Source organism: Vibrio ulleungensis, assembly GCF_016900875.1.
Taxonomy (GTDB): domain Bacteria; phylum Pseudomonadota; class Gammaproteobacteria; order Enterobacterales; family Vibrionaceae; genus Vibrio; species Vibrio ulleungensis.
This window is the reverse complement of the sequence record NZ_JAFEUM010000004.1, coordinates 144646-170433: the sequence shown is the minus strand read 5'-3', so window position 1 is coordinate 170433 and position 25788 is coordinate 144646. Positions and strand designations below refer to the sequence as shown.

Sequence of the window (25788 nt, the reverse complement as noted above, 5' to 3'; positions counted from 1 at the left end):
TTAACGATGACATTCGTGATTTATTGTAAGATTGCATACAATTGTTGGCGAAATCTGGCAGCCTATTGTTTTATGGATGGACATGAAAAATACTGAGTTAAATTTAATCCCTATCTTTATCGCAATATACGAAGAATCGAGTTTGTCCAAGGCTGCCCTCAGGTTGAATATTTCGCAACCTGCCGTCAGCAAAGCCTTAGCGAAGCTGCGTGAGTTGTATGGTGAACCGCTATTTCATCGCACCCCAACTGGAGTCAACCCGACCAACTTTTCTAAAGATATCTATCCAGCGTTATTGGCTTCTTTAACCAATTTTAACTCGACACTCAATGCCACAGCAGAGTTTAACCCTAAAAAGTCTGAGAAGGTGTTCTCAATTGCGTGTGTTTCCCTTATCAGTTACACACTGATCCCTATCCTAATGCGTAATATTCACAAAGAGGCGCCACAGGTTACGATTGAAGTTCACCCGCTATTCACCGAAGATTATGAAAGCGATTTGCGTTTACAGCGCTACGATTTGGTTATAGACCGCACTCCCCCTGAGCACTCTCATCTTCAGCACAAAGTGATCAGTCAAGAAAACCTGGTTGTACTGTGTAGTCGCAATCATCCACGAATACAAGATTACATTACTTTTGAGCAGTTTTTTGAGGAGCAGCATGTGGTGTCTTCGACTTGGCAAAGTCGAAAAACCACACTGGACGAAGTTGATTTCCCGGAACTCAGCCAACGATTGGTTCGCTGCAGCGCAGCGGGTTTTGTAGAGATGCTTGCGGTTGTTGAAGACAGTGAATATGTCTGTTTGTCTAGCCACACCATTCATGGCCTATTTGGTGCGCATTATAACTTGAAAAAGGTTTCTTCTCCTGCGGACAAGTTTACTGTAGATGTGGCGATGATTTGGCACCCAAGCAGGACGAATGAAACCGCGCACATTTGGTTACGCCGTGAAATTGAACGAGCGGAAACAAATCGACTTCTTACCGACACTGGTTCGGACTAATCGTTTCGCTATCGAATGTCCTTGCAAATTAGTTACGAATGTATGAATTGCTAAGATTGGGCAAGTTGGCATGCTACAATTGTGTCATTTTGACATTTACTGCAAGTAGGCACAGGTGGTTATGCATCAATTAGGTAATGAGTGGACTCAGGTAGCGTTGGATATAACGTCAGGTATATCCGAGCAAGATCGTTTTGAACGGCTGCTGGCGACCGTGCGCAAAACATTAAACTGTGATGCATCGGCGTTGCTGCTGTTTTCTGAGCAGCAGTTTATACCACTCGCCATAAATGGACTGAGCCAAGATGTACTGGGTCGTAGGTTCGATCTTTCTAAGCACCCGAGGTTCGAAGCTATCGCGCGAGCGGGAGATGTAGTGAGGTTTCCTTCAAACAGTGAACTTCCTGATCCTTACGATGGTCTTGTCCCAAACATGGCCGGTGCGTTGGAAATACATTCGTGTATTGGATTGCCATTGCTATTCGATGATCAACTTATTGGTGCTGTGACCATTGATGCGCTCGATCCTACCCATTTTGATACCTTTAAGAATGCAGACCTAAGAATTATTAGTGCGCTAGCCGCAACCAGCCTGCACACGGCACTGCTGATGCAAAAACTGGAACGTCTGGTTGGCATCGATTCGTCCTCACCCTCTCACCCAGCAAAGTTGACCCATCATGTCGATATGATTGGTCAGTCAAAGGCGATGCAAGAGCTTAAGCAACAGATTGATGCTGTAGCCGACACTGACCTTTCGGTATTAATAACTGGCGAGACTGGTGTAGGCAAAGAGCTGGTAGCAAATAATTTACATACCTTATCAAGCCGTTCAAAGGTGCCTTTGGTTTATCTCAATTGTGCTGCGCTCCCAGAGTCGGTGGCAGAGAGCGAGTTGTTTGGTCATATCAAAGGCGCGTTTACCGGCGCTATTAGTAACCGCAAGGGCAAATTTGAATTGGCGGATAACGGAACGCTATTTCTTGATGAAGTCGGAGAGCTGTCCCTTCCATTACAAGCAAAACTTCTTAGAGCCTTGCAATATGGCGATATTCAGCGCGTCGGTGACGATCGCAATATTAAGGTTAACGTGAGAATTATCGCTGCAACCAACAGAGTGATGCATGAAGAAGTAAAACAAGGCCGATTTCGCGCCGATCTTTACCATCGGCTGAGTGTGTTTCCGGTGTTTGTACCACCGCTGCGTGATCGCGAAAGCGATGCAATATTATTGGCGGGCTTCTTTGCAGAGCGCTGCGCGCATAAATTAGGTGTCGTGTCGATTCGACTGGATGAGGCAACAGTTTCTTTAATCAAGAAGGCTCGTTGGGAAGGCAACGTTCGAGAGCTTGAACATGCGATAAATCGTGCGTCGGTATTGGCAAAATCGACCTACAAACAGCGCCACTTGCTGCTAACGCCTAATCACTTTTCACTGGCCGATGAGCCCCAAACAGTCACTGACCATAAGGTAAATTCCGTTGATGCGACTTCGCCCTCTTTGAGTTGCGAGATCGGCCTTAAACAGGCGGTTGATGAGTTTCAGTCACAGATCATTCTAAATGCGGTGAAAGATAATAATGGCAATTTATCTTTGACTGCTAAACAACTTAAAGTGGATCCTGGAAATTTACATCGGTTAATGAAAAGATTGTCTCTAAAGTGATACTCCTGTAATAGTCAATATGACAAAATTATGTCATATTGACGTCATGCGGGGTGTGTCTTTATGACATTGATAGGCTCGGGTTATAGGTTTTACCTATAATTATCAATATCTTATATAATCCATTTTTATTGGCTCGAATTATGCTCTTAGGCAATAGACTTTCTATTGTTTTATTAAGGGTATCAAATGAGCATTCACGTGAAATCAAATGTTGACTGGGTTGGAATCAAAGATTGGGAAACCGAGTATTTCCACGGCACAGAATATAAAATGGGTCGAGGTACCAGTTATAACAGCTATCTGATCCGTGAAGAAAAAACGGTGCTAATTGACACGGTTGACCATCAGTTTAGTGAACAGTTCATTGCTCAGCTAGAACAAGAAATCGATCTTAACCAAATCGATTACATCATCACGCAACACGCAGAACATGACCACGCTGGAGCACTTTCTGCTCTTATGGCCAAAATTCCAAACACCCCAATCTATTGTACAGAGGCCGGGGTAAACAGCATTATTGGACATCATCACAACCCCGATTGGAATTTCAGAACCATTAAAACTGGTGATACGTTGGACATTGGCAACGGTAAGGCATTGGTGTTTGTGGAGATGAAGATGCTGCACTGGCCAGATTCGATGGCAACCTATCTGACCGAAGACAATATTCTATTTTCTAATGATGCTTTTGGTCAGCATTATTGTGATGAGCACCTATTCAACGACGAAATGAATCAACAAGAGTTGTTTGAAGAGTGCCAACGGTATTTCTCTAATATCTTGACGCCCTTTGCTCCGCTAGTTAAAGCAAAAATCGAAGAAGTGTTATCGCTGGGCGTACCCATCGATATGATCGCGACTTCCCATGGATGTATTTGGCGCACCCATGCAACTCAAATTGTTGAGAAGTATTATGAGTGGTCACAAGCTTATCAAGAAGATCATATAACGGTTGTTTACGACAGTATGAGTGGCAATACCCGTATGATAGCCGATGCGCTAGCACAAGGGATACGTCAAGCAAGCCCAAACACTTCGATAAAAATATTCAACGTTTCGCGACATGATAAAAATGTCATTCTGGCTAACATCTTTCGCTCTAAAGGGATCTTAGTGGGCAGCTCAACAATGAATAATGTCATGATGCCAAAAATTGCGGGCTTAATAGAAGAAATGCATGGCTTACGATTTGCTGATAAAACAGCCGCTGCATTTGGATCATCGGGTTGGACGGGTGGTGCAGTAACGCGCATTGACGGACGACTAAAAGAGGCCGGATTTAATACGCTGGAGCCAATGCATGTACATTGGAAGCCAGACAATAATGCGCTAAAAAGTTGTGTTGAGTTTGGTCAAAAGTTTGCCCAAAATTGGCAAACAGAGACCAACGTTGAACACACGCAAACAGTCGTGGAACAACAGCACCCAAATGACTGCACCTGCATGATTTGTACGGTGTGTAACTGGGTATACAATCCTACATTGGGTGAACCCAACCAACAAGTAGCCCCCAATACTCTTTGGAAAGATGTGCCAGAAACCTTTTTGTGTCCAGAATGTCATTTAGGCAAAGATGTCTTTGTCGAATTTGAGGGCTAAGGTATGCGCAGCGACATTGTCATTATCGGCAGCGGATTTGCCGCCTATCAAGTTATTAAGTCTTTGCGACGGATAGGTAGTGGCGCGTCCATTACGGTATTAACTGCAGATAGCGGGGATGACTACAATAAGCCTGATTTGAGTCATGCATTTTCAGCAAAACAGTCTCTTGATGATCTGATTGTGAGTTCTGCAGCAGAATTTTCGAACAAGTATCAGGTATCGGTGATGAGCGATCATCGAGTTGATCGCATAGACGTTGAGGCAAAACTGGTTTACGCCAATGGGCATCCATTTGGGTACGACAAATTAGTGTTGGCTACAGGGGCGAATACCTTTAAACCAGCCTTTGTAACCAAGGGGTTAAGTAAGCTTTACAGTCTGAATAACCTAGAAGAATTCGCTCAAGCGAAAGGGGCAATTGACCGTAGCAAAACTGTGAGTGTGATTGGTGGTGGTCTCATTGGGGTGGAGCTAGCGCTTGATCTTGCTAAAGTGGGTAAAAAGGTAACAATCATCGAACCTCGCCCACGCTTGCTTGCTGCATTGGTACCAGACTATGTTGAGTCGAAATTGCGACGTAATTTAGAGCAACAAGACATCGATATTTTGACCCATGAGAGTGTCGAGAGTGTTGACGATCAAGTGGACATGCAGACACTCGCACTGTCGAGCGGCAGAGAGTTGAGCTGTGACGCTGCTCTTTTATGCACAGGCTTAGTACCAAACATCGAGCTTGCAACGCAAATTGGGGCTAAAACCGATAAAGGTATTGTTGTCAACAAGGGCATGCAAACCAGCGTGAGCAGTGTCTATGCTATTGGCGATTGTGTTGAGCTCGACGGGCAGGTTCGAGCATTTTTACAACCTATAGTGCTGTCTGCCACGGTGTTAGCTAAAAATCTCGCCGGCCAACAGGCCACTGTGACACTTCCACCCATGATGATAAAGGTAAAAACGCCAAGCTATCCGATTCAGTTGGCGGGAACAACCGTGGGCGAAAGAGTTGATATGTGGAGATTTGAATCAAGTCGGGATGGGGTAGTGAGCAAGGCTTATGACCAAGATAGTCGACTTATGGGTTTTGTCGTCACAGGCAAAAAAGTTGATCAGGCTTTTCCACTATTGAGAGAGTTAGCGAGCCAATAAGTTTGGTTGAAGGGAGGTGACTCCCTTTGATTCATCTGGATAAAACGACGAGGAGCAACTGTGCTCAATATTACAGATAAACAAGTAGAAGAGGCACTTCCACCTATTTTACGATTGGGCTTTAGGCCCTTTTTCTTGTTAGGTAGCGTTTACGCCGTTTTGGCGTTAGCCCTATGGCTTTGGATGTTTCAAAAAGGACCATTACCGTACCTCCAAGTGTCTCCATTGTGGTGGCACGCCCATGAAATGCTGTTTGGTTTTGCCATGGCGATTGTCATTGGGTTTGTGTTAACTGCGGTGCAAAACTGGACAGGGGTACCTGGAACTAAGGGGAAGCGATTAGGCGCTATTGTGGCTTTATGGTTAATCGCGCGTGTCACTTTTTGGTTGCCTATGAGTCCGTGGGTAAGCTTTGGCCTTGAGACCTTGCTTCTTATAATGGTTGGTGTTGAAACAGGCAGTCGCGTTATTGCAAGCAAGGGCTGGCGCAATGCGTTTTTTGTTCCTTTGTTTGCGTTAGCGATTGTGGCGAACGGTGCGGCATATTGGGCTTTACTCGAGCAGACTTACTTTAGCTCATCACAAGTGTGGCAGTCGATGTTGTGGTGGTTCACTTTGCTGCTGTCGGTCATGGGCGGGCGTGTGATCCCATTTTTTACCGCCTTGCGTTGTAAGTTTGATAAGCCCGCGCCAATTAAAGCCTTGGAGCTTTTAGCGAATCTTCCTTTACTGATGCTGTTTCTGTGTAGCTTTATCGAAGACGTCTCTGCTCTTTTAACAGCGTCGTTAATGTTTGTATCGGGTATCGCTCAGTTGATCCGCATGTGGCGCTGGAAACCGATGAAAGCGTTAAAAGAGCCTCTGTTATGGTCACTGCATCTTACCTATTTATTTATACCTTTAGGTCTAATTTTAAGAAGCGTTATACAAGATCCATTTATCAGCCATAATCTACTGCACCTGTTTGTTGTCGGTGGGATTGGTGGCGTTATTTTAGCCATGATCACCCGAGTCACCATGGGGCATACGGGGCGCGCAATTTACGAAGGGCCAAATATGTCCATTGCCTTTGCGCTGTTGATTTCGTCGGCTTTGGTACGTGGGCTGGGCGTCGGTTTGTTTCCGGCGCACATGATGGACATGATCACTTTAAGTGGCGCACTTTGGATGTTCGCTTTTGCGCTCTACATTGTGAAGTTTTCGTTTATGCTGCTAACTAAAAGGGCAGATGGCCATCCAGGTTAAACTCTATATTGAAGTCACCTGACTTGGTTTTATTTAGTTAGGTTCGCTCAAGCTTGGTCATGTTTAACGTAGTCCTGGTTAGGGTGGAGGCGTCATCGCCTCCACCCTAATGTAGCTTTAGCTAGTTTTTGTTCCAACGATCAACATATGCTCCGCTGTAATCGGGCTCGGTAATATCGTCTTCTAGTTCTTCTGCGGCAATCAGCGGTCCCACTTTGGTCGAGTAAGGTAAATACCCTGCCCAGACCGGATGAGTCATATCCGCTAAATCATCATTGACGGGCTTATCGCTGATTTTTACTGACGCTTCATTTAATGGCATACGCAGTAACATAGTGGCAGCTAACTCTTTGGCATTGCTTGCTCGAGCCTGTTCGGAACGACCAGGGGCTATTTGCTCGATGAAGTGATCCAAAAGGCGCTTTTTGGCCGATGATTCATCAATGGACTCAAAGGCTCCAAAAACCACTGCGCTTCGATAGTGCGCACTGTGGTGAAATGCTGAACGTGCAAGAACCCACCCATCAAACAGCGTAAATGTAAGGCAAGTTTGCCCGCCGCGATGTAAGTGTCGCATTAACCGACTGTTATTAGCACCATGAATATACACATAGTCATCGACGCGCCAAGCCAGCATGGGTATCACTATTGGGCCACTCTCCTCAATGATGGCAATGTGGGCTATCAATGACTCATCGATGATGGCGTGCAACGATATTGTTTCTGTTGACGCTTTGTGAGCGGCTTTTTTTAGTGTGGTGCGCAATGACTGTCCTAGCATGTTTTCATTCCTGTATTTGTTGAGCGTTATAGCAATGTACTGTTTATCTGGTATGGTATTTAGCACCAGTTTCAACAAATAGTAGGATCCAGTTTGGCGCTGATTGATATTGGCGATCTTTGTATTACAGAAGCGAGTGTGTCGAAGCAAGAGGGTTTGCAACGGGCAATTCGCATAAAGATCGTAAAAGGACTTTGGGTTCGCGGGGGAAAGCTCCCTTCGACACGTAAAATGGCCGAAGCAATGAAACTAAGTCGAAATACGGTCATATATGCCTACGAACAACTGGTTGCCGAAGGCTACATCGAAAGCCGGCAAGGATCGGGGTTTTATGTGGTGCCTAAATTGCCGGATCACTATCTTCAGGTGTCCGGCACACAAGCTAAGCGTCCAAATGTACAAACCAAGATAATCGATAAGCCTTTGCCTGATCTTAACCGTCCATTTTCACCAGGCGTGCCAGACTTGGCTCAGTTCCCTCACACCAAGTGGCAGCGCTTTGTTTCTCGCCACAGTGCTAGCAACAATCTGATGGGTGCACAGCCGATTGAAGGGTCGCTGGCGTTGCGACGCGCTATTGCAGATTATCTGCGAGCCAGTCGATCTGTTCATTGCAGTGCTAGCGATATCATTATCACTCAAGGGGCTCAACAAGCGCTAACCATCTCGCTGATGGCGACGATGAACAATCAAGATGACCAAGTCGGTATTGAGCAACCCGGATATACTCAACTAAGAAAAATCATCTCTTTGCTTGGGTATCAGTCTCAGGCATTTCCGGTGCGACCTGCTACTGGCTTGGATTTTGATAGGGTAACAGCGAGCGCTGTAAAAACCCTTTACATTACGCCAAGCAATCAGTACCCCCTTGGAACAACGTTAAATACAGAGCAGCGGTTAGAGCTGATTGCATGGGCAAAGCAACATCAAAGTTGGATCATCGAAGACGATTACGACAGCGAGTTTCAGTTTACACATCAGCCCTACCCATCGTTACAAGGTTTGGCTGACACACTTGGAGAGCCATCACGTGTGCTGTACGTTGGTTCATTCAGTAAGATCATGTTTAATGGGTTGCGCTTAGGCTATATGGTGGTGCCAAAAACACTGTATGATCGCTGTCTAATGATAAAAGAAGCGCTCACTGGAAATACGCCCAGTCATACCCAAGCAGCCTTGGCCGACTTTATTGCGGAAGGAGAGTTGCTTAGGCACATACGAAAGATGCGGCGTGTCTACAACGAAAAGTATCAGCGGTTAGCCCTAAGTTTGCATACCTATTTTGGTGATGACATTGAAGTGATCAGTCAAGCAGCGGGTTTGCACGTGACACTGCGGTGGTATGGACAACTTAGTGAACAGACATGGGCCGAACGAGCGTTAAACAAAAACATCGTGATTAGACCAATGACGTACTACGAAACAGCCCAAGCTCCTGCTCGCGACTGGCAAGGAGCGGTTCTAGGGTTTGGCAATATCGCGTTAGACAGTATTGATGAAGCCGTGTCTGTTTTAGCGGAATGTTTTTACTCGAAAGACGCGCACAAGTAATCTGATTGCCCTAGTTTTGCAAAATTCTAAGAATCGCTTATCGAGCAGCAATACCACCCATCAAATAAAAAGGGCCGTGCAGCGACGACCCATTTAAACGTTAGTCAGCGTTCTATTTTTGCATTGTTACCTCTTCCAATACTTTCCCGATGGTACCGCTAGGTTGGGTGATACCAATATAGTGAGACAGTGTTGGGGCAACATCGTATGGAGTGATTTCTCTTGCAACTTTAGATCCTTCAATTGCCATGCCAGCAAATATTACCGGGACATGTGTATCGTATCGCCACGGTGAACCGTGCGTCGATGCCGTGGTTAAGCTGCCCATATTAGCGACGTAATTTCGTGGGTTCATCACGACATAGACATCGCCTGAGCGTAGAGGATGATGATTATTTTGGATCATTGTTCCCAATCGATTGTTGGGGATTTGATTGCGTTCAATATCTTGACTTGCTGCAGCGTAGAACACTGAGTTGAGTTTGGATACCTGATCGGCGACTGCACGTTGGACATCGCCTAAATCTGCACCACTTTTGGTGATTACATCGTGATTAAGATAAATATAAGGATGCGAAAATAGCCTGATGGCTGTTTCATCGAGTTTAAATTCTCTATCAAGTCGCTGCTTGACGGTGTCTCCTATCAATACGTTGGTGTCGACATAATTGGCATCTCGCAAGCCTAAGGTTTGAGCGACTGGTGCTGACTCTGGGACCCCATGATCAGCAGATAGTACAATTAAGGTGTTGTCTAATCCGACTTGAGCGTCGATAGACTTAAACAGCGATGCCAAAGTGCGATCTAAACGAATGAGGTTGTCTTCGGCTTCCAAACTCTCTGGGCCGTAAAGGTGAATAACATAATCGTTAGACGAAAAGCTTACTGCCAAGTAATCGGTGTACTCTAACTGTCCCAGCTTTTCTTGCAGCATTAATGTTTGAGCAAAGTCAGCGGTGATTTCATCACCGGCTGGACTTACGGTTAACATCGTTGAGTAGTACTTATAGCTTGCAGGCCCGTAAGGGTGGGGGAAGGTTCGGGCAAATCCACCTAAATCAAACTTGTGCTCTTGCATCACTTCTTGTTGGGTATATTGATCTTGAGGCAGTGAAAGCTCCCAACGCTGTTTCGAATATTGCTGAGGAATGTTTTTTTCATTCCACCTGTCGACCCAATGCGGGGTTTTCTCATAATAGTATTCACTGGTAATGAACTCGGATTTTGCTTTAGAAAACCAAAACGCCTTGCCTGTGTGACCTGCCAATGATATCGCGCCTCGGTCTTTTACCGAAACAGAAAACACTCTTGAATTACCGTTATTAGAAAGATGTAATTCATCACTAAAGGTAGTGGATAAGATAGGCTCAGGAGATCGACCTTCTACCTTGGCTGCTTTTTGTGTAGGGTCAATTTCGGTGTTTTGATCGACCCCAGCATCGGAGGTGAGTAGTGGAAATGTTTCGTCCTCGACGTTGTATACGATGCGTTCAAGTTGACGATCATACCAAACATTGCCCACCATTCCATGAACCGCGGGTGGTGCGCCGGTAGCCAATGATACATGTCCGACTATCGTTTCTGTATTGCCATGCTGGTAGTGAGCATTAGTGTAATGTACGCCTTGATCGAGTAGGTAGTTAAACCCGCCTTCCCCAAAGTTGTGTTGATATCTTGTCAGTAGGTCACCGCGTAAACCGTCTACTGTTATTTGTAAAATGAGTTTAGGTTTATTGTCGTTTGCAGCTTGTACAAATAATGGGCAAACACAGAGTAAGGTCGTCGCGATCCAACGCTTTTGCATGAAAATTCCTCGCCAATGGTTGTTTATGTCTAATCAATTTCTTTAGTCGTGTGAAAATTGTTTAGAAGCAATGTACAGACACATTACTTGTTTCCACGAATCAAAAGCTCGTCGTCAAAAAAGTAAGGTGTGGCAACCCTTTCGTCGCTATTTTGCACGTTCTCGGGCTAGTTTATTCACATAGAGGGTATGAGTATCATGATGGGGATGTTTTTGGTTCATACACCTAATAGCCACTATGTTACTCAAGCCTAGTCTAGTTGAGCGTATTTGCATCATTGGATGTATCTGATATTGATACCGATTATTAGAGTTTTCTAACTGAGAGAGGCGGTGAGTATCAGTGATTGGGGCAGGTAAACACGCGTATGCTGGCGGCGATGTCCACACGCGCTACACTGTATGAATGGTTTTTTCTCGGTGAATGGGTAAGGCTTGCTAGTTCGCCGCGATAGTTCTGCAAAAACGTTGTGTAAAAAAGCTAAGCCTCACCAAAGGTGTATATCTTCAATATGGCCTATGCGTCAATCCATTCACGGCTGTCGCTTGTCCAGATCAACTCGCATGTTTCAACAATGATTTCGCGATAGACCTCTAAGGTAATGGCTGAGATCTGGCTGGAAAGTTTGTAGAGTTGCACCGCAATCTCATCCTCGTTACCCTCAAGACCGTGATAATGATTAACCTCATCCAGTTTCCCGAGAACATTGGTTTGGTCAAACTTAGTGAGCTTGTGAATGTCATTGACCTCTCGAAGCTTATTTTGCAATACCAGTCCTCGTCCAGTGACACGCAGCAGACTGATGCCATTACTATCGCTAAGCGCGATTCGATATTGCGTTAATGCTTCGATGGCAGACATCACTCGCATCCATTTTTCGTTATAATCGCCGACAAGAAATAGTTTGCCAGATTGGCTCATAAACTGAACGATCTGCTTATCAAGTAGATAGATCATGCTACGGATAATGCGACCGTGCTGAATAAGATTAGAGGCAAGGGTGTTGTCTGAGATGCTAAAGACAAGCGCTTCAACTTCTTGTTTTAACATTCTGCGCTCGCTCAGTGATGTTAACTGCCTGTCACGACACATGCGTTGGGTATGATGAATAAGCTCTTTGCCAGCTTGTTGAATCAATTTAGATTGTTGACTCGCATTTTGTTGGGGTCTCACACACAATGCACGTAACTTGCGGGTCAAATCGATGCATCCGAGTAAGTCATCAATGCGCTGTTGAGAGCGTTTCAGGGTTGAATGTCCGTCAAACAATTGATGTGGGCTAATTCCGTTAAATAATTGGCTTAAGTTTCCTGTAACGATAAAACTCATAATAACTCCTCGTTTTTACTACTACTTAATGGGTAGCATAAGCTGTGCCATAATTAAGTTATTGTTTTTATAGGAGTTTGATTGGCTTGCTGGTGACTTTGCCTTACAGTTAAGAGTGCAATTGCACCAAGTTGGTCAAAAATTTGAGTGCTAATATCCGTTTGTTCATAGTGACGGCGATACATTTCTGAAACAAACTGTTATGTCAGAATTGCAGATCACAGAGATAAAGTGTTAACTTAACAGCATGTGTGATGGTAAAAGTGTGGTTAGCGCTTGTGGCAGCCGTCGCAAAACTTTCAAGATTTTGTTCAGTTTCGATACTTTATTGATTGAAAAATCTGCTATTGAGAGTAATATCCCCGCGAAACTATAGAGTAATAGCTTTATTCGTGGTGAGGAAGTTCCACTTAGTTAACTGCAGTTTTCAGCATGGAATTCAAGGACGCTGAGCCCAGTCGAAGGGTGCTGTGTTACTCACTATAAATAATTAGAAGTATAAATGATGAACAGTTTTTCGGTTTCTCGATCAACGCTCAGACAATGGCTAAAATATATAATACATAGTGAGACTTTGACTCAAACAACAATCGCAGTCTTCGTTTCCTATAAAAATAATGCTCCCGTGCAGTTGGACAGTTCCAACGGCCAATACATACAAAGCCTATTGCAACAATTTGCAAAGGATTTTCCTGCACCATTAACTAATGCTCCCACCGAACACCTTTCTTTTGTTAGTGTTCTGCAAACGATTGCGCCATGTGGAGCAAAGATTGATTTAGCCGTTTCCTCGGAAGAACCGCTCAATAACTCTCAGCGAATTGGCTTAGATAAACTCATTTCCACCATCGAGATCAGTTTTTGTACCAGTCAAGAAAATGAGCCAGAAGTTGATCTCATCGACTTTATTAACAGCCTTAATGATCACGTCTGGATCAAAAATAATCAGGGTGAGTACACCTACTGCAACAATGCTGTTGAAGACGCATGGGGGCTCCCAGTAGAAGAAATCATTGGTAAGCAAGACCATGAAGTGTTCGATGAGAGTGTTGTCGAAACGTTTTTGCGTATGGACAAAATGGTTGTAGATCGCGACGAACAGATGGTGGTTGATGAGTGTTACCGATCAGAAAATGGCAATGATCCCAATTGGTTGGAAACAATAAAAGCGCCGATTAAAGACAGTCATGGACAATTACTTGGTGTCGTAGGCATGACGCGTAATGTCTCTGAGCGTAAGTTTGCTCTCGATAAACTGGATATGGCACGCTCTTTATTGGATAAAACCAAAGAAGCGCTAATGATCACCGACAGCAAAAATCGTATCATTGACGTGAATGCTGCATTTAGCGAGATTACTGGGTATACCGTTGATAATGTCATCGGTCTTAATCCACGCATCTTAGCGTCAGGACACCACGACGACGCATTCTATCGAAGAATGTGGACCACATTGAATGGTAAAGGGACGTGGCAAGGAGAGTTTATTAACCGTCGTAAGGACGGCACAATCTATTATCAACAAACCACCATTAACTTGATTAGCCATAAAGATAGCTCTCAGCCTCCTCATTTTTTGTGTGTGTTTGAAGATGTTTCACAGCGTAAGGAAGACGAAAAAAGGCTTAAACACCTTGTAGAAGTCGACCCTGTGACGTCTTTACCCAATCGAAACAAGCTCATTGAGTTGATTGAACTGTGCATCGAACAGTATCACGCGCACAATAATCTGTTCACGCTGATTCAATTAGATTTGGACAACTTTAAGCTTGTTAATGATCTAATAGGACATGCTGGTGGTGACTTGGTCTTGCAAGAGGTCGCAAGTCGTATTAAAAAGGCCACACCCGCTGGTAGCTATACTGCTAGAGTCAGTGGTGATGAGTTTATGGTATTGCTCCCAGGACTGTCAGAGCGAGAAGGTATCGTAAAGGTTATCAGTGAGATTCAAAGTAAGCTGCTGTCACCGGTACAGGTGCTTAATCACGAATCCATTCGACTCACCTCAAGTTTCGGCATCGCGATCTTTCCAAAAGATGGAATTTCTCCGGCAGAGCTAATGAGAAACGCGGACTCGGCAAAGTTTGTTGCGAAGCAAAATGGTCGAAATGACTTTGCATTTTATGATCCCGAGATACTTCAAGGGTCGGTATCGCAATTGCGAATTCAAAGTGCACTGGTTGAGGCGATTGAAGATTCCCAATTCCATTTGGTGTATCAGCCTCAATTTGATATGCAAACCAACAAGGTGTCTGGATTTGAAGCACTGCTGCGTTGGAATCACCCAAAACACGGTTTGATTCCACCTTCTGAGTTTATACCGATTGCTGAGAGTTCTGGTTTGATTGTACCTATTGGATTGTGGGTGCTTGAAGAAGCGGTTAAACAGGCGAAAATGTGGCTCGAACAAGGCTATGAGTTTGGTCGCGTCGCGGTTAACGTTGCTGGCCGTCAAATGCTGCATGAAGATTTTGTTTCTCAGGTTGACCAGGTATTGCTCAAGCACCAATTACCAGGGCAGTACTTAGAGCTAGAAGTTACCGAGAGTTTTACGTCGACCAATACCGAAAAAATCATCGATGACCTCAATGGTTTGCATCAACTTGGTATTCAAATTGCCTTAGACGATTTTGGTACTGGGTATTCTTCGATGTCATATTTGAAAAAATTGCCCATCGATAAGCTCAAGATTGATCGTTCGTTTGTTATGGATACACCACATGACACTGACAGCAATGCTATCGCAAATGCGATCATTCTTATGGGACAGGCGCTGGGCATGAAAGTGCTAGCGGAAGGTGTTGAAGAGCACGATCAAGTGAGCTACTTACTGTCTAAAGGGTGCTTTTTGGCTCAAGGTTATGTTTTTTCGAAGCCGTTACAGGTTAGTGATGCGGAAGCTTTGCTTGCAGAGCTTCCACAAACCGTCAAATAGAGAAATGGGTAGCTCAAGCTACCCATTTCTCTCTGACTAAAAGAAGCTTTTTAGTGCGTTCCCGAGCTTACTCGCTTTCTCTACATTCTCGACTAATTCATCAAATTCGTTACCTTCGACTTCTTTATCCTCAGGTATCGTCTCGGCACTGTTAGGAATTGAGTCTTGATGGACAATGGCGGTACTAGGTGACAAGACTTCTGGGTTGATCGCCACTATCTCAACGCGTCGATTTTGAGCACGTCCTTCCTTAGTCGAGTTATCCGCAACCGGCATTGATTCGCCAAGTCCCTCAGCTTCTAAACGATTTGAGGCGACAGCGTGTTGGACATTAAGCTGCTTTCTTACGGCTTGCGCGCGCTTTAACGATAATTTTTGATTGGCTGAGCTTGAGCCATTGCTATCGGTGTGACCAATGATTTCAATGTTTAAGTCTGGGAATTGCTGCAACACTTCAGCAAGCTCTGCCAGCTCAGTGCTTGATTCCGCTTTTAAGGTTGATTTACCTGAGTCAAAGTAAATGCCATAGAGGTCAATGCTACCGCTTGCTTGTAGCTCGTACGCCATTGGGGATAAGAGGTCATCGTTTACTTCGCCAGACTCGACAACAAATTGCCAAACGTGGGTACGCTGATTCATCACATTGACAAATAGTGAAAGATATAAGTTACCTTTTTGCGCCGCGAAATATTGAATCTCTTTACTGCCGTTTAAATACACACCTCGATGATTTTGGATCAGTTCATCAAAGTCACCGAGATTGCCTCTATAACACGTTCGTTCACAAGTATATAAAACGTCCATTCCTTGTCGTTCAGCAAGTTTTTGATAATTTCGAAACGTTTGGAGACTGGAGTACTTTTCAGGCAAAACATAATGAATGTGGGTTAACTTACCTTCTAGGTCGAGTGTCTCGTCTGCGTAGGCTCGATCATTTTTCTCGTAAGGTTTACTTAAAATCAGCGTGGCGACTTCATAATCCACGGAATCATAATGTTTAATGACAGCGCCAGGCATAGGGTCAAAGGCAGGATGATCTTGTGGTGTTGTTTTGGCTACACCTTGGAATGACAACAAAGTCGCAGCTCCTGTCAAAAACATTAACCCTAAATGAGACAGTTGTTTACGTGAATACCTAACCATTACTCTTCTCCACACATAAAAGTTCGATGCTTCTATGTTTTCTGTTTTTAATATGCAAATGTGAGCTCAGCATAATAGAGTGCAATTAATGTACTAACATCGCACAAATAAGAATCATTTTAATTTAGGGTGACAAGCACGGTTCAAGTTCTCAATAATAAATATCTTTTTATTTTTATAGGCTTAGATGGAATTAAAAAAAGGGGGCAGTAGTGTTCGAGGACAACTTATGTGTGTGACGTAGCGCACTGTGCTAATATGAACCTCTCTCAATTAGCCAGCTTTGGCTAACAAACGTACGACTTTGCGAGACGCTTTTATTCATGACTCCCTCAAAACCTGTTGCCTCGGCTTTTGTTCCGCGCGGCGTTCATTATATGTTGATCTCCGCACTTGGGTTTGCGCTTATGTCTGCGACGGTAAAATACGTCAGCGAATATGGCATCCCTGTTTTTGAGATTGTAGCGGCTCGTGCTCTTGTTTCTTTCATCTTGAGTTACATGGATGTGAAACGGAAAGGCTTGTCAGTGTGGGGGAACAACCGTCCGCTACTGCTTACGAGAGGTTTGGTGGGCACATTGGCTTTGTTTTGTGTCTACTATGCGGTGACAACGCTGCCCTTGGCTGAAGCGACAATTTTGCAATATGTTCATCCACTGTTTACCGCAGTGATCGCTTATCTATTTCTAAAAGAGTCGATCCAGGCATCTACAGTCATGTCGATTTGCTTATCTATTATTGGTGTCGCGGTCATGGTCTATCCTAACTGGGATAGTAGCATAGCCGCTGACTTACCCCTGTTTAGCGTAGGGGTTGCGCTATTGGGCGCTTTAGGTAGCTCAGTCGCTTATGTAATTGTTCGAAAACTGAGTCGTACCGAAGATCCTTCGGTTATCATATTCTACTTTCCACTTGTAGCCTTGCCAGTATCACTGTTTGCCATTGGCGATGATTTTGTGATGCCAAGTGCCCTAATAACTCTCATGCTAGTGCTGGTGGGAATCTTCACTCAAGTTGGACAGTTAGGTCTGACCAAAGCGATGCAAACGGAAGCTGCGGGCAAAGCCTCTGCGTATTCATATATCCAAATTGTATTCTCTGCATTATTGGGTGTGGTGATATTTGGAGAGTTGCCAACGATATGGACAATCATAGGCGGCGGTTTGATCGTATCTGGTGCATTAGTTAATTTATTTTGGAAAAACAAAAACTAATCTCATCATAGTTGGTTAACGTATACGCTATAGTTGCTATAGAAAGTACCGTATACAGAAAGCCTTTGCGGAGATGAGATGTTGCACGATGAGCCAAACGATCACCAATCACCCAGCGAGTCCTTTGTTGCCAATTTATCAAACGTCAGCAAAGCATTTGAAGATGGTGATCAACGTCATCAAGTGCTTGAGTCTGTCGATTTTAGCCTATCTCAAGGTCAAAGCGTCGCGCTTAAGGGCGCGAGCGGCAGTGGTAAAAGCACCTTACTTAATCTCATCGCGGGCTTTGAGCCGATTGACTCGGGTGAGCTAACATTACTGAATCAATCAGTGCAGCGGTGGGATGACGATCGCTGGAGTGATTTTCGGCTGCGTCACTTGGGCGTCATCTTTCAGCAGTTCAACCTGCTAACCCCGTTAAACGTAAAACAAAACATTGCTTTTTCGTTGCAACTAAATGGCCGAAAGTGGGACGATTGGTGTGATCATCTGTGCGACAAGCTAGGGTTAAACACGCTACTGCATCGCCATGTGTCTAATTTGTCTGGGGGTCAGCAGCAACGAGTGGCAATCGCTCGAGCGCTGTCTCATAAACCGGCACTGCTTTTGGCGGATGAGCCGACAGGTAACTTAGATGAGCAATCCGGCCAAGAGGTGATGTCACTCATTAGCGGCCTAGCACACCAGTCTAACAGTGCGGTTTTGTTAGTCACTCATAGCCAACAATGTGCCGATTTTATGCAGCAGCAATACCACTTGGACAAAGGTAGTCTGCATGTCAAATGAGGCTCCTACTTGCAAAGTTCGCTCATTCATAACGACACTGTTCATTTTCGTTAGGCACTATCGTCAATCGCCATTACAGGCGGGTGCTATATTGTTGGGAATTACTCTTGCTGTGACTTTGTTTGTCGGTGTTCAGGCCATTAACGCCAATGCTAAGCGCAGTTACATCGAGAGTAGCGAACAGTTAAGTGCGCGAGCAAGTTATCAAGTGCTCCCTATGGCGGGAAAAAGAACATTTGATGAATTGGTGTACTTTAAGCTGCGAAAGCAAGGTGTGAGTTTGTCACTACCGGTTATAGAAGGCGTGCTCACCGATGACCAAGGCAAACGTTGGACCATTCAAGGCAGTGATCTATTAGCCGCTCTCACCAGTCTACAACCTCAAGATTCAAATGACGACGTGCAAACGGGCCTTAATCGTACCTGGTCAGAACAAATACCGTTGGGAAAAATGCTTGCAGGTGAGGCGGTAGTTTTAGTCAGTCAGGCAGAGTTGGCGAGCAGAGGTAAGTGGCGAGTCAATGGTATTGAATTTGAGGTTGTCACGCTGCCAGAATCGAGTGAATTGGGTAATCGTTTGTTGATGGACATATCCTTAGCCCAACGATTATTAGACAGGCAAGGAGAGCTCAGCTATATCGCGCTATTTACGACACAGCTCCCCAGCGGAATTGACAAGTGGATTGAGGGACAAGCAACACTACAACGCAATGAAAGCGGAAATGATCTTCAAGCGCTCACCGACAGCTTTCACCTTAATCTTACTGCTATGAGCTTGCTGGCTTTTTTAGTCGGGCTGTTTATTGCGTACAACGGCGTTCGTTATAGCCTACTTAAACGCGACAGACTGCTTATGCAGTTGCAACATGTCGGCATAGCTAAGAAAACGCTGTTAAGTGCATTAGTGGTCGAACTCACACTGCTGGTTGTACTGGGCTCGGCAATTGGTTTTGTTTTAGGCTTACAGTTAAGCCATTGGTTACATCCGTTGGTGGCGATCACCTTAGAGCAGCTCTATAGCGCCACGCTATTGCCAGGTGAATGGAAGGTCGCTTGGTTCATCCAAGCGATGTTGCTTAGTTTGATTTCGGCATTAGTGGCGTGCAGCGCTCAATTTGTAAAAATGATCAATACTCCGCTGTCTCGGTCGGTGGGTTATTATCAGTTTCGCGAGAGCTCTGCACAATTTAAATGGCTGTTTAGTATTAGCTCGATACTGCTGGTTAGTTCGCTTATTGGGATCAGTATCAGTGATCACTACCGTGTCACGTTATTTAGTATTGGTTTGATGGTCATTGGTGCACCTCTAACGTTGCCATTGCTGTTACATATTAGTTTGCAGTGGTTAGCAACTCGCGGCTTTTCTGGACTTAACTCCTATGCCATTTCTGAGGCCAAAGAGCTGGTTGCTCCGCTATCACTTGCGATGATGGCGATGCTAATTGCGGTGAGCTCAAACATTGCGATTAACACCTTGGTTGGAAGCTTTGAATCGACACTTCGTAACTGGCTCGATGGGCGTCTGCATGCGGAGCTCTATATTGGCTCAGTGCAACAAGACCATACTGTCGTGCTAGAGTACCTCGAGACACACCCTCAGGTGTCTAAGGTTTATACACAAACCTACCTACTTACTAACTATCGCGGATTGCCCATAAATGTTGGTACTAAGGACCAATATACGATGGCAGAAACCACGTTGTTTCGATCCTCGCAAAAGGATGCGTGGGAGTCTTTTTACGATAACCAAAGCGTGTTTATTAGCGAGGCAACGGCGGTAAAACTAAATTTAACCGTAGGCGATCAACTGGCGCTTCCTTTTCTTAATGAGGTTCCGCTCACCGTTAGTGGTATTTTCTACGATTATGGTAATCCCAAAGGCGAGGTTCTCATTGCTCCGTCATTATGGCGTCAGTACGGATTTACCTCTGTACCGAGCAGTCTAGGTGTGGGTGTGGAAGGCGATGTAGCCAGGTTAAAATTCGCGCTAAACCAAGATTTAGGTCTTTCCAATAATCAAATGATCGATCAACTAAATTTGAAGCAGCTGGCCATTTCGATCTTCTCGCGAACGTTTGCCATAACGCAAGCGCTCAACGTCCTGACATTGATGGTCGCGGCAATAGGGTTATTTACCGCTTGCTACCTGATTGGGCAATCGCGGGTTTCGTCTGTAGCTAAGCTTTATTGCTTGGGGGTTAAGAGGCGCTCGATGCGCATGATGCTCATTGGACAAATGGGTTTGCTGGTTGGACTTACTTGCTTAATGGCTATCCCAATAGGCTATGTGCTAGGCATGTTGCTGACGGAAAATGTCACGCTTCAAGCCTTTGGTTGGACACTATTTTTTGAGTGGGATTGGCCAAAAGTAGGGATGACCATTGGTATCACATTATTGGCAAGTTTTTGTGCCACGCTTTTTCCACTGTTGCAGCAGACAAAGAGGCCCTTGCTTGCCAATCTACAAAGTGAGGTGCTGTAGTGATCAATGACTATCACGGCTGTTATTTGAAGAGTGCTTTGTTACTGTGTTTGACATGCGCGTCGCTATTCACTCTTAGTGGGTGTGACGCTGATACTCCTTCGACATCCGATGAACCTTCGTTTAGTTCAATGATGTCTAACCCAGTCCAGGCTTACGCTAAAGTTACTCCCGAACGTGAATTTAGTTTTCCAGCAGATCATCAATCTCATGACGACTTTCGCCATGAATGGTGGTATTTAACCGCGAATCTGGTTGGAGAGTCAGGAAGAGAGTATGGCGTTCAGTGGACGCAATTTCGCTTTGCAACATTTGCGGACGCCGCAGACCCGTTGCGAACTGAGAATCAGTCAGATATTGGGTGGAATAGTCGCCACGTGTATATGGCTCACAGTGCTTTGACTACTCGGGATGCCCACTATGCTGCTGAAAAATGGTCACGTTCACACTCACAATTGGCGGGCGTAGATCGCGAGCCAATTGCTGTGTATTTAGACGACTGGCGCTGGCAATCATCAAGCGAAAAGCTTTTCCCTGCAACGCTCTCGGTGACCCACAAACGTGATGGGGTACAGCCGAAGAACGAAAATTTTAGTTTTTCATTAAGTTTACAATCAGTCGCGCCATTTCAGCTCCAAGGTGATAGAGGCTACAGTGTAAAAAGTGCCGATGGTGCAGTGGCATCGTACTACTATAGCCAACCTTATATTGATGTAGAGGGGGAGGTGATCGTCGATGGTGTTGCTGACAAGGTGAGTGGCAAAGGGTGGCTAGACAGAGAGTGGAGTAGCCAAATATTGTTGGACTCGCAGCAAGGGTGGGATTGGTTTGCGTTACGCCTTTCTAACGACCTTACCTTAGTGCTGTTTCAACTGCGTCCTACTGAAGATGGGGAACTTTTTAAGAGTGCTCGGTTAATGGATGCACAAGGCAATGGGTTTGCCATAAACGGCGAAGAGATTGTTCTTGCTCCTACAGACCAAACCAATCAGCAACCAACGCAATGGCAGGTGAGTATTCCAAAGTACGATATCAACCTTATGGTTACCGCGCTTAACCCTAATGCGGCAATGACGCTGTCCATTCCTTATTGGGAAGGTCCAGTACGCTTTACCGGAAGCCACAGTGGTAAGGGATACCTAGAAATGACAGGATATTAGCGGTAACAGCATTGTGAGCGTTGCTCGCCCTATAAGTCGCTGCTGTTTCTGTTAAGTCACTCTAAAATTGTGCTACGGAATGTGAATCGCTGCGACGTTATTCAAAGGTAAGTGTTACCATAGTTAGAATCACCTTTCGTAAAATTTACTCATGTATAACACTCCAAAAATATACAGTTTTGATGTCGCACGAGTTGTGGCATTGGTCGCCGTTGTGCTGATCCATGGTCAATTTTTTATGGACTATGCCATTGTCGATGGCGAACCTTGGCTGAATTACCTGATTAATCAACTTTGCCGCTTCGCAGTTCCGCTGTTTTTTCTCATGGCTGGCTACTTAATCTACCCATCTTTGTCTCAGAAACCATTCAAAAAAGCCCGTTCATATTGCATGCCTTTGATGGTTATTTGGGCACTTTGGAGTGCGATCGCTCTGGTCATGCCATTTAACCTTGGCACACTAATCCAACACGGCTATCTCGCGGAAAGGGAAGGTTATTGGGGCTTCTTAGCCAGTACGCCACTCAACTCTCTTTTTGAAGGTGGCTTGGTTCATCTGTGGTATTTGCCTGCGCTGGTGAGTGCGGTCATTATCATTGCACTTTTTGAACGACTAAGAGTGTATGGGTTGCTATTGCCTGTAGCCATTGCGCTGTATGTGTATGGAGTAGGTGCTGGTAGCTACGCGATCATAACTGAGTGGAGCGCGCCTATTTTTACTCGTAATGGTCCCTTTTTCAGCTTGCTGATGGTATCAATAGGCTATGCCATTAGACGGAATGATTGGTCTTTACCGGCTTCCTCTGCTCGCGCTATTGCGCTGCTTGGTCTGTCTATGCACTTTGCAGAGGCGCTGTTTTTACACGGTAAGGGACAGTTGTTTAATATGAACGACTTTTTGATTGGCACTGCGGTTTGGTCTGTTGGGTTATTTTTTTGGTTATTGGCAAAACCAAACCTAGGGCAATCCCCAATTTGGGCTCGTCTGTCGCAATGGGTCTTTCCAATGTATGTCACTCATTTATTTGTCATTATTATCTTGTTTAACCTAGCCGGAGTACTTGGGTTTACTCAAGGAGCCAAAGACGCGTTGGTGTTTATAGGAACGCTACTTGGGTCTTACTTATTAGTGGTCGCTGTTGATAAAACGCCAATGTCTTTTGCCCGTTTAAGATTGCGCTTTGCCTAGCAAGATTTGGTAAAGCGCAAACTTTGGCGATTATGATGTTGTTAATTGCAAAAGAGCCATTTCATCGTGCCCATTGCTAAACAGCTCTACAAGGAGTGACGGATCCAATGCCGCATTAATATTGGCGCAAACCCACATGGCATAGCGCTTCTCTTGTTTGTAATTCAGACTGGTAGTAATGCGATTGCCAGCAAGGATTGATTGATATTGCCGGCCGCGAGTATCCTGAAGCAGGTTTTCAACAGTTTGAATCAACCCATTTTCATCTCGGCTTGATTCAATGATGTAGAGATAGCCTTGTGGGACTTTTTGTTTTACCCAATAATCCAACTCAGCCGAGCCAATGACATTTTGATCAATCGATGATTGAGTGATCACTAGAGCGTGGCTTTTATGATCGCACCTCGCAACACTAACAGGCGTGTGTTTAAATTCAGGTTGACCTGAAAATGGGTCGGCATTCGGTGCAATCACGCTACAAGGTTTACTCTGTCCTGCTGTTTGCGCGCTCCAATGTATTGGGGCGTATACCTGCTCGGGCAGTACGTCTTCAGTGATTGTTGCACGCGCTTTAAATTCGCCATAAGGGCTCGAAATAGAGACTACTTGATCGCTTTCTATGTCTAAGTACTGCGCCGTCGAAGGGTGAACTTGTAGATAGGGCTCGGGATCGAACTCTGCCAATTTCGCCGATAAACCTGTGCGGGTCATTGTGTGCCATTGATCGCGTGAGCGGCCACTGTTTAGCAGCAAAGGAAATTCCTCGTTACTGGCAGAAATAGGCTCTCGATGAGAAACAGCAACAAAGTTGGCCTGGCCGTTAGGCGTATAGAACAGACCATCGTTAAAGAATCGCTTATTGACGACATCCGTTTGCAACTCGAATACTGGCCATTGTTGTGGCGCTAAGGTGCTGTAACCTCGCTCATCCAGTTGCGTGAGGCCAATTAAGTTGAGATCGCGTTCGCCGTGCTTATTTCCTAGGGTGGTCAATTTAGCGTATTCAGTAAATATCTCTCCTTCATGCAGATAGTCAAACGCGTCAGCAAATCCCATTTTTTGAGCTACTTGAGAAATGATCCACCAATCAGGTTTCGCTTCACCTGGACTGGGTAAAAGACGGCGCTGTCGAGAAATTCGTCGTTCTGAGTTGGTCACTGTACCCGATTTTTCGCTCCAGCCTTGGGCAGGCAATAAAAGGTCGGCGTACTGGGCGGTTTCTGTTCCTTCTATACAGTCAGACACCACCACAAATTCACATTTCTTTAAGGCGCGAGCAATTTTGTCGCTGTCAGGTAAGCTTACCGCGGGGTTGGTTGCCATGATCCAGACTGCTTTTATCTCTCCACGTTCCATCGCATCAAATAAATCGATGGCTTTGAGGCCCGGTTGAGTGGCTAAATTTTGCGTACCCCAAAACTGGGACAGTGCGCTTAGGTGCTCTGGATTATCAAACTCCATGTGAGCTGCGAGCATGTTTGCCAGAGCGCCCACTTCACGTCCACCCATGGCATTTGGCTGACCAGTTACAGAAAATGGGCCACAGCCTTTTTTACCTATTTTTGCACTGGCTAGGTGGCAGTTTAAGATGGAGTTTACTTTATCTGCGCCACTACTCGACTGATTTACACCTTGAGAATATATGGTGAGTACTTTTTCCGTCCTAATAAAGTCGTTAACAAACTGGGCAATTTGTTGCTGAGATAATCCGGTCGCTTGAGCTGCATCTGCGTAGTCATCGCCGCTATTTTCAGCTTGAGCAGAAGAAAGCGCTTGAGCAAAGCCATTGGTGTGTTTGTCGATGAATGGGTGGTCTATGGCACCTTGTTTTTCCATCTGAGCGAGTAGCGTGTTAAACAATGCTACGTCGCCACCCGATGATATAGGAAGGTGTGAATCTGCGATGTCACAACTTGCCGTGACTCTAGGATCAATAACCACAATGTTGAGATTTGGGTTACTTTGTTTTGCACTTCGTAGTCTTTGAAAGAGTACAGGGTGACACCATGCGAGGTTGGATCCAACCAGTACAACCATGTCAGCGTGTTCGATATCTTCGTAACAGATTGGCACGGTATCGCTGCCAAACGCTCGTTTGTGCCCGACAACGGAAGACGCCATACAAAGACGTGAGTTACTGTCTATGTTACTGCTTCCCATAAACCCTTTAATCAATTTATTGGCAACATAATAATCTTCGGTAAGCAGTTGTCCTGAAACGTAAAAGGCAACAGCTTCAGGTCCATGATCCTTAATCACTTGCTCAAACTTGCTAGCGACCATGTTGGTGGCAGAAGGCCATGACAGCGGTTTTTTCAGTCCCTGCTGCTGAACGGTTGGCGTCAGTAATCGACCATCTTGAATCACGGTATCGCCAAGCGCGATCCCTTTGGTGCAAAGCTTGCCATAGTTAGATGGATGCTGCTGATCGCCGCGAACTTCTAGCTCTCCCGTTAATTTTGGGCGAGCCTCTATGCCGCATCCTACACCACAGTATGCGCATGTACTTTTAATCCATCCTTGATCCGCTTGACTCATTCATCTATTCCTTAAATTCACCAATTAGCCTTCACTTGGACAATTGCACAGTGAGCAGGTCTATTTGGATTACAGCTCGTTACAAACAGTAAAGCAACTAGTACGCCAATCCCCCGAAATCAGTTGAAAATTACAAATTAATCTATTTATTTCAGTTGGTTAAGTTGCTGAGCGTTCGGGTATGACCCAGGGGAATTGGCTCTGGCA

The 25788-nt window shown here is 45.1% G+C and carries 17 protein-coding genes; 12 read left to right on the top strand and 5 right to left on the bottom strand.

Annotated features, from left to right (window positions below):
- The first annotated feature begins 82 nt into the window (after positions 1-82).
- From JQC93_RS11610 to JQC93_RS11590, 5 genes are all read left to right on the top strand, one after another.
- Positions 83-1006: a LysR family transcriptional regulator gene (locus JQC93_RS11610; RefSeq protein WP_205158605.1), complete on the top strand. Its 924-nt coding sequence runs from the start codon at positions 83-85 to the stop codon at positions 1004-1006.
- A 121-nt stretch (positions 1007-1127) separates the two neighbouring features.
- Positions 1128-2672 (top strand): nitric oxide reductase transcriptional regulator NorR, encoded by a 1545-nt coding sequence (norR, locus tag JQC93_RS11605; protein WP_205158604.1) that lies wholly within the window; start codon positions 1128-1130, stop codon positions 2670-2672.
- Between the two features lie 189 nt (positions 2673-2861).
- Positions 2862-4274, top strand: coding sequence for an anaerobic nitric oxide reductase flavorubredoxin (gene norV / locus JQC93_RS11600; protein ID WP_205158603.1), 1413 nt, complete (start codon positions 2862-2864; stop codon positions 4272-4274).
- Positions 4275-4277: 3 nt separating this feature from the next.
- The gene (norW, locus tag JQC93_RS11595; RefSeq protein WP_205158602.1) at positions 4278-5423 is read left to right on the top strand and encodes an NADH:flavorubredoxin reductase NorW; all 1146 of its coding nucleotides are present in this window, start codon (positions 4278-4280) and stop codon (positions 5421-5423) included.
- Positions 5424-5483: 60 nt separating this feature from the next.
- Complete coding sequence (locus tag JQC93_RS11590; RefSeq protein WP_205158601.1) at positions 5484-6668, top strand: NnrS family protein; 1185 nt, start codon at positions 5484-5486, stop codon at positions 6666-6668.
- A 121-nt stretch (positions 6669-6789) separates the two neighbouring features.
- On the opposite strand, the gene JQC93_RS11585 is transcribed toward JQC93_RS11590, so the two are convergent.
- Positions 6790-7449, bottom strand: coding sequence for a pyridoxamine 5'-phosphate oxidase family protein (locus JQC93_RS11585; RefSeq protein WP_205158600.1), 660 nt, complete (start codon positions 7447-7449; stop codon positions 6790-6792).
- Positions 7450-7542: 93 nt separating this feature from the next.
- On the opposite strand from JQC93_RS11585, the gene pdxR reads away from it, so the two are divergent.
- On the top strand, positions 7543-9000 hold the full coding sequence (pdxR, locus tag JQC93_RS11580) for a MocR-like pyridoxine biosynthesis transcription factor PdxR (protein ID WP_205158599.1): 1458 nt from the start codon (positions 7543-7545) through the stop codon (positions 8998-9000).
- Between the two features lie 112 nt (positions 9001-9112).
- Here the strand turns inward: pdxR and JQC93_RS11575 are convergent, their stop codons facing one another.
- Positions 9113-10804 (bottom strand): alkaline phosphatase family protein, encoded by a 1692-nt coding sequence (locus JQC93_RS11575; RefSeq protein WP_205158598.1) that lies wholly within the window; start codon positions 10802-10804, stop codon positions 9113-9115.
- A 517-nt stretch (positions 10805-11321) separates the two neighbouring features.
- The gene (locus JQC93_RS11570) at positions 11322-12134 is read right to left on the bottom strand and encodes a hypothetical protein (protein WP_205158597.1); all 813 of its coding nucleotides are present in this window, start codon (positions 12132-12134) and stop codon (positions 11322-11324) included.
- 574 nt (positions 12135-12708) lie between these two features.
- On the opposite strand from JQC93_RS11570, the gene JQC93_RS11565 reads away from it, so the two are divergent.
- On the top strand, positions 12709-15069 hold the full coding sequence (locus JQC93_RS11565) for a sensor domain-containing protein (protein ID WP_205158596.1): 2361 nt from the start codon (positions 12709-12711) through the stop codon (positions 15067-15069).
- Positions 15070-15105: 36 nt separating this feature from the next.
- Here JQC93_RS11565 and JQC93_RS11560 read toward each other — a convergent pair whose 3' ends face one another.
- On the bottom strand, positions 15106-16212 hold the full coding sequence (locus JQC93_RS11560; RefSeq protein WP_205158595.1) for an OmpA family protein: 1107 nt from the start codon (positions 16210-16212) through the stop codon (positions 15106-15108).
- 377 nt (positions 16213-16589) lie between these two features.
- On the opposite strand from JQC93_RS11560, the gene JQC93_RS11555 reads away from it, so the two are divergent.
- The 5 genes from JQC93_RS11555 (at position 16590) to JQC93_RS11535 (ending at position 23043) form a co-directional block, all read left to right on the top strand.
- Positions 16590-17426: a DMT family transporter gene (locus JQC93_RS11555; RefSeq protein ID WP_205158594.1), complete on the top strand. Its 837-nt coding sequence runs from the start codon at positions 16590-16592 to the stop codon at positions 17424-17426.
- A gap of 78 nt (positions 17427-17504) precedes the next feature.
- Positions 17505-18212 (top strand): ABC transporter ATP-binding protein, encoded by a 708-nt coding sequence (locus JQC93_RS11550; protein WP_205158593.1) that lies wholly within the window; start codon positions 17505-17507, stop codon positions 18210-18212.
- Positions 18202-20694, top strand: coding sequence for an ABC transporter permease (locus JQC93_RS11545; RefSeq protein WP_205158592.1), 2493 nt, complete (start codon positions 18202-18204; stop codon positions 20692-20694). The genes JQC93_RS11550 and JQC93_RS11545 overlap by 11 nt, the downstream gene beginning before the upstream one ends.
- A gap of 134 nt (positions 20695-20828) precedes the next feature.
- Positions 20829-21854 (top strand): lipocalin-like domain-containing protein, encoded by a 1026-nt coding sequence (locus tag JQC93_RS11540; RefSeq protein WP_236009518.1) that lies wholly within the window; start codon positions 20829-20831, stop codon positions 21852-21854.
- Positions 21855-22005: 151 nt separating this feature from the next.
- Positions 22006-23043: an acyltransferase gene (locus JQC93_RS11535; RefSeq protein WP_205158591.1), complete on the top strand. Its 1038-nt coding sequence runs from the start codon at positions 22006-22008 to the stop codon at positions 23041-23043.
- Between the two features lie 30 nt (positions 23044-23073).
- Here JQC93_RS11535 and JQC93_RS11530 read toward each other — a convergent pair whose 3' ends face one another.
- Complete coding sequence (locus JQC93_RS11530; protein ID WP_205158590.1) at positions 23074-25581, bottom strand: molybdopterin oxidoreductase family protein; 2508 nt, start codon at positions 25579-25581, stop codon at positions 23074-23076.
- Positions 25582-25788: the final 207 nt, after the last annotated feature.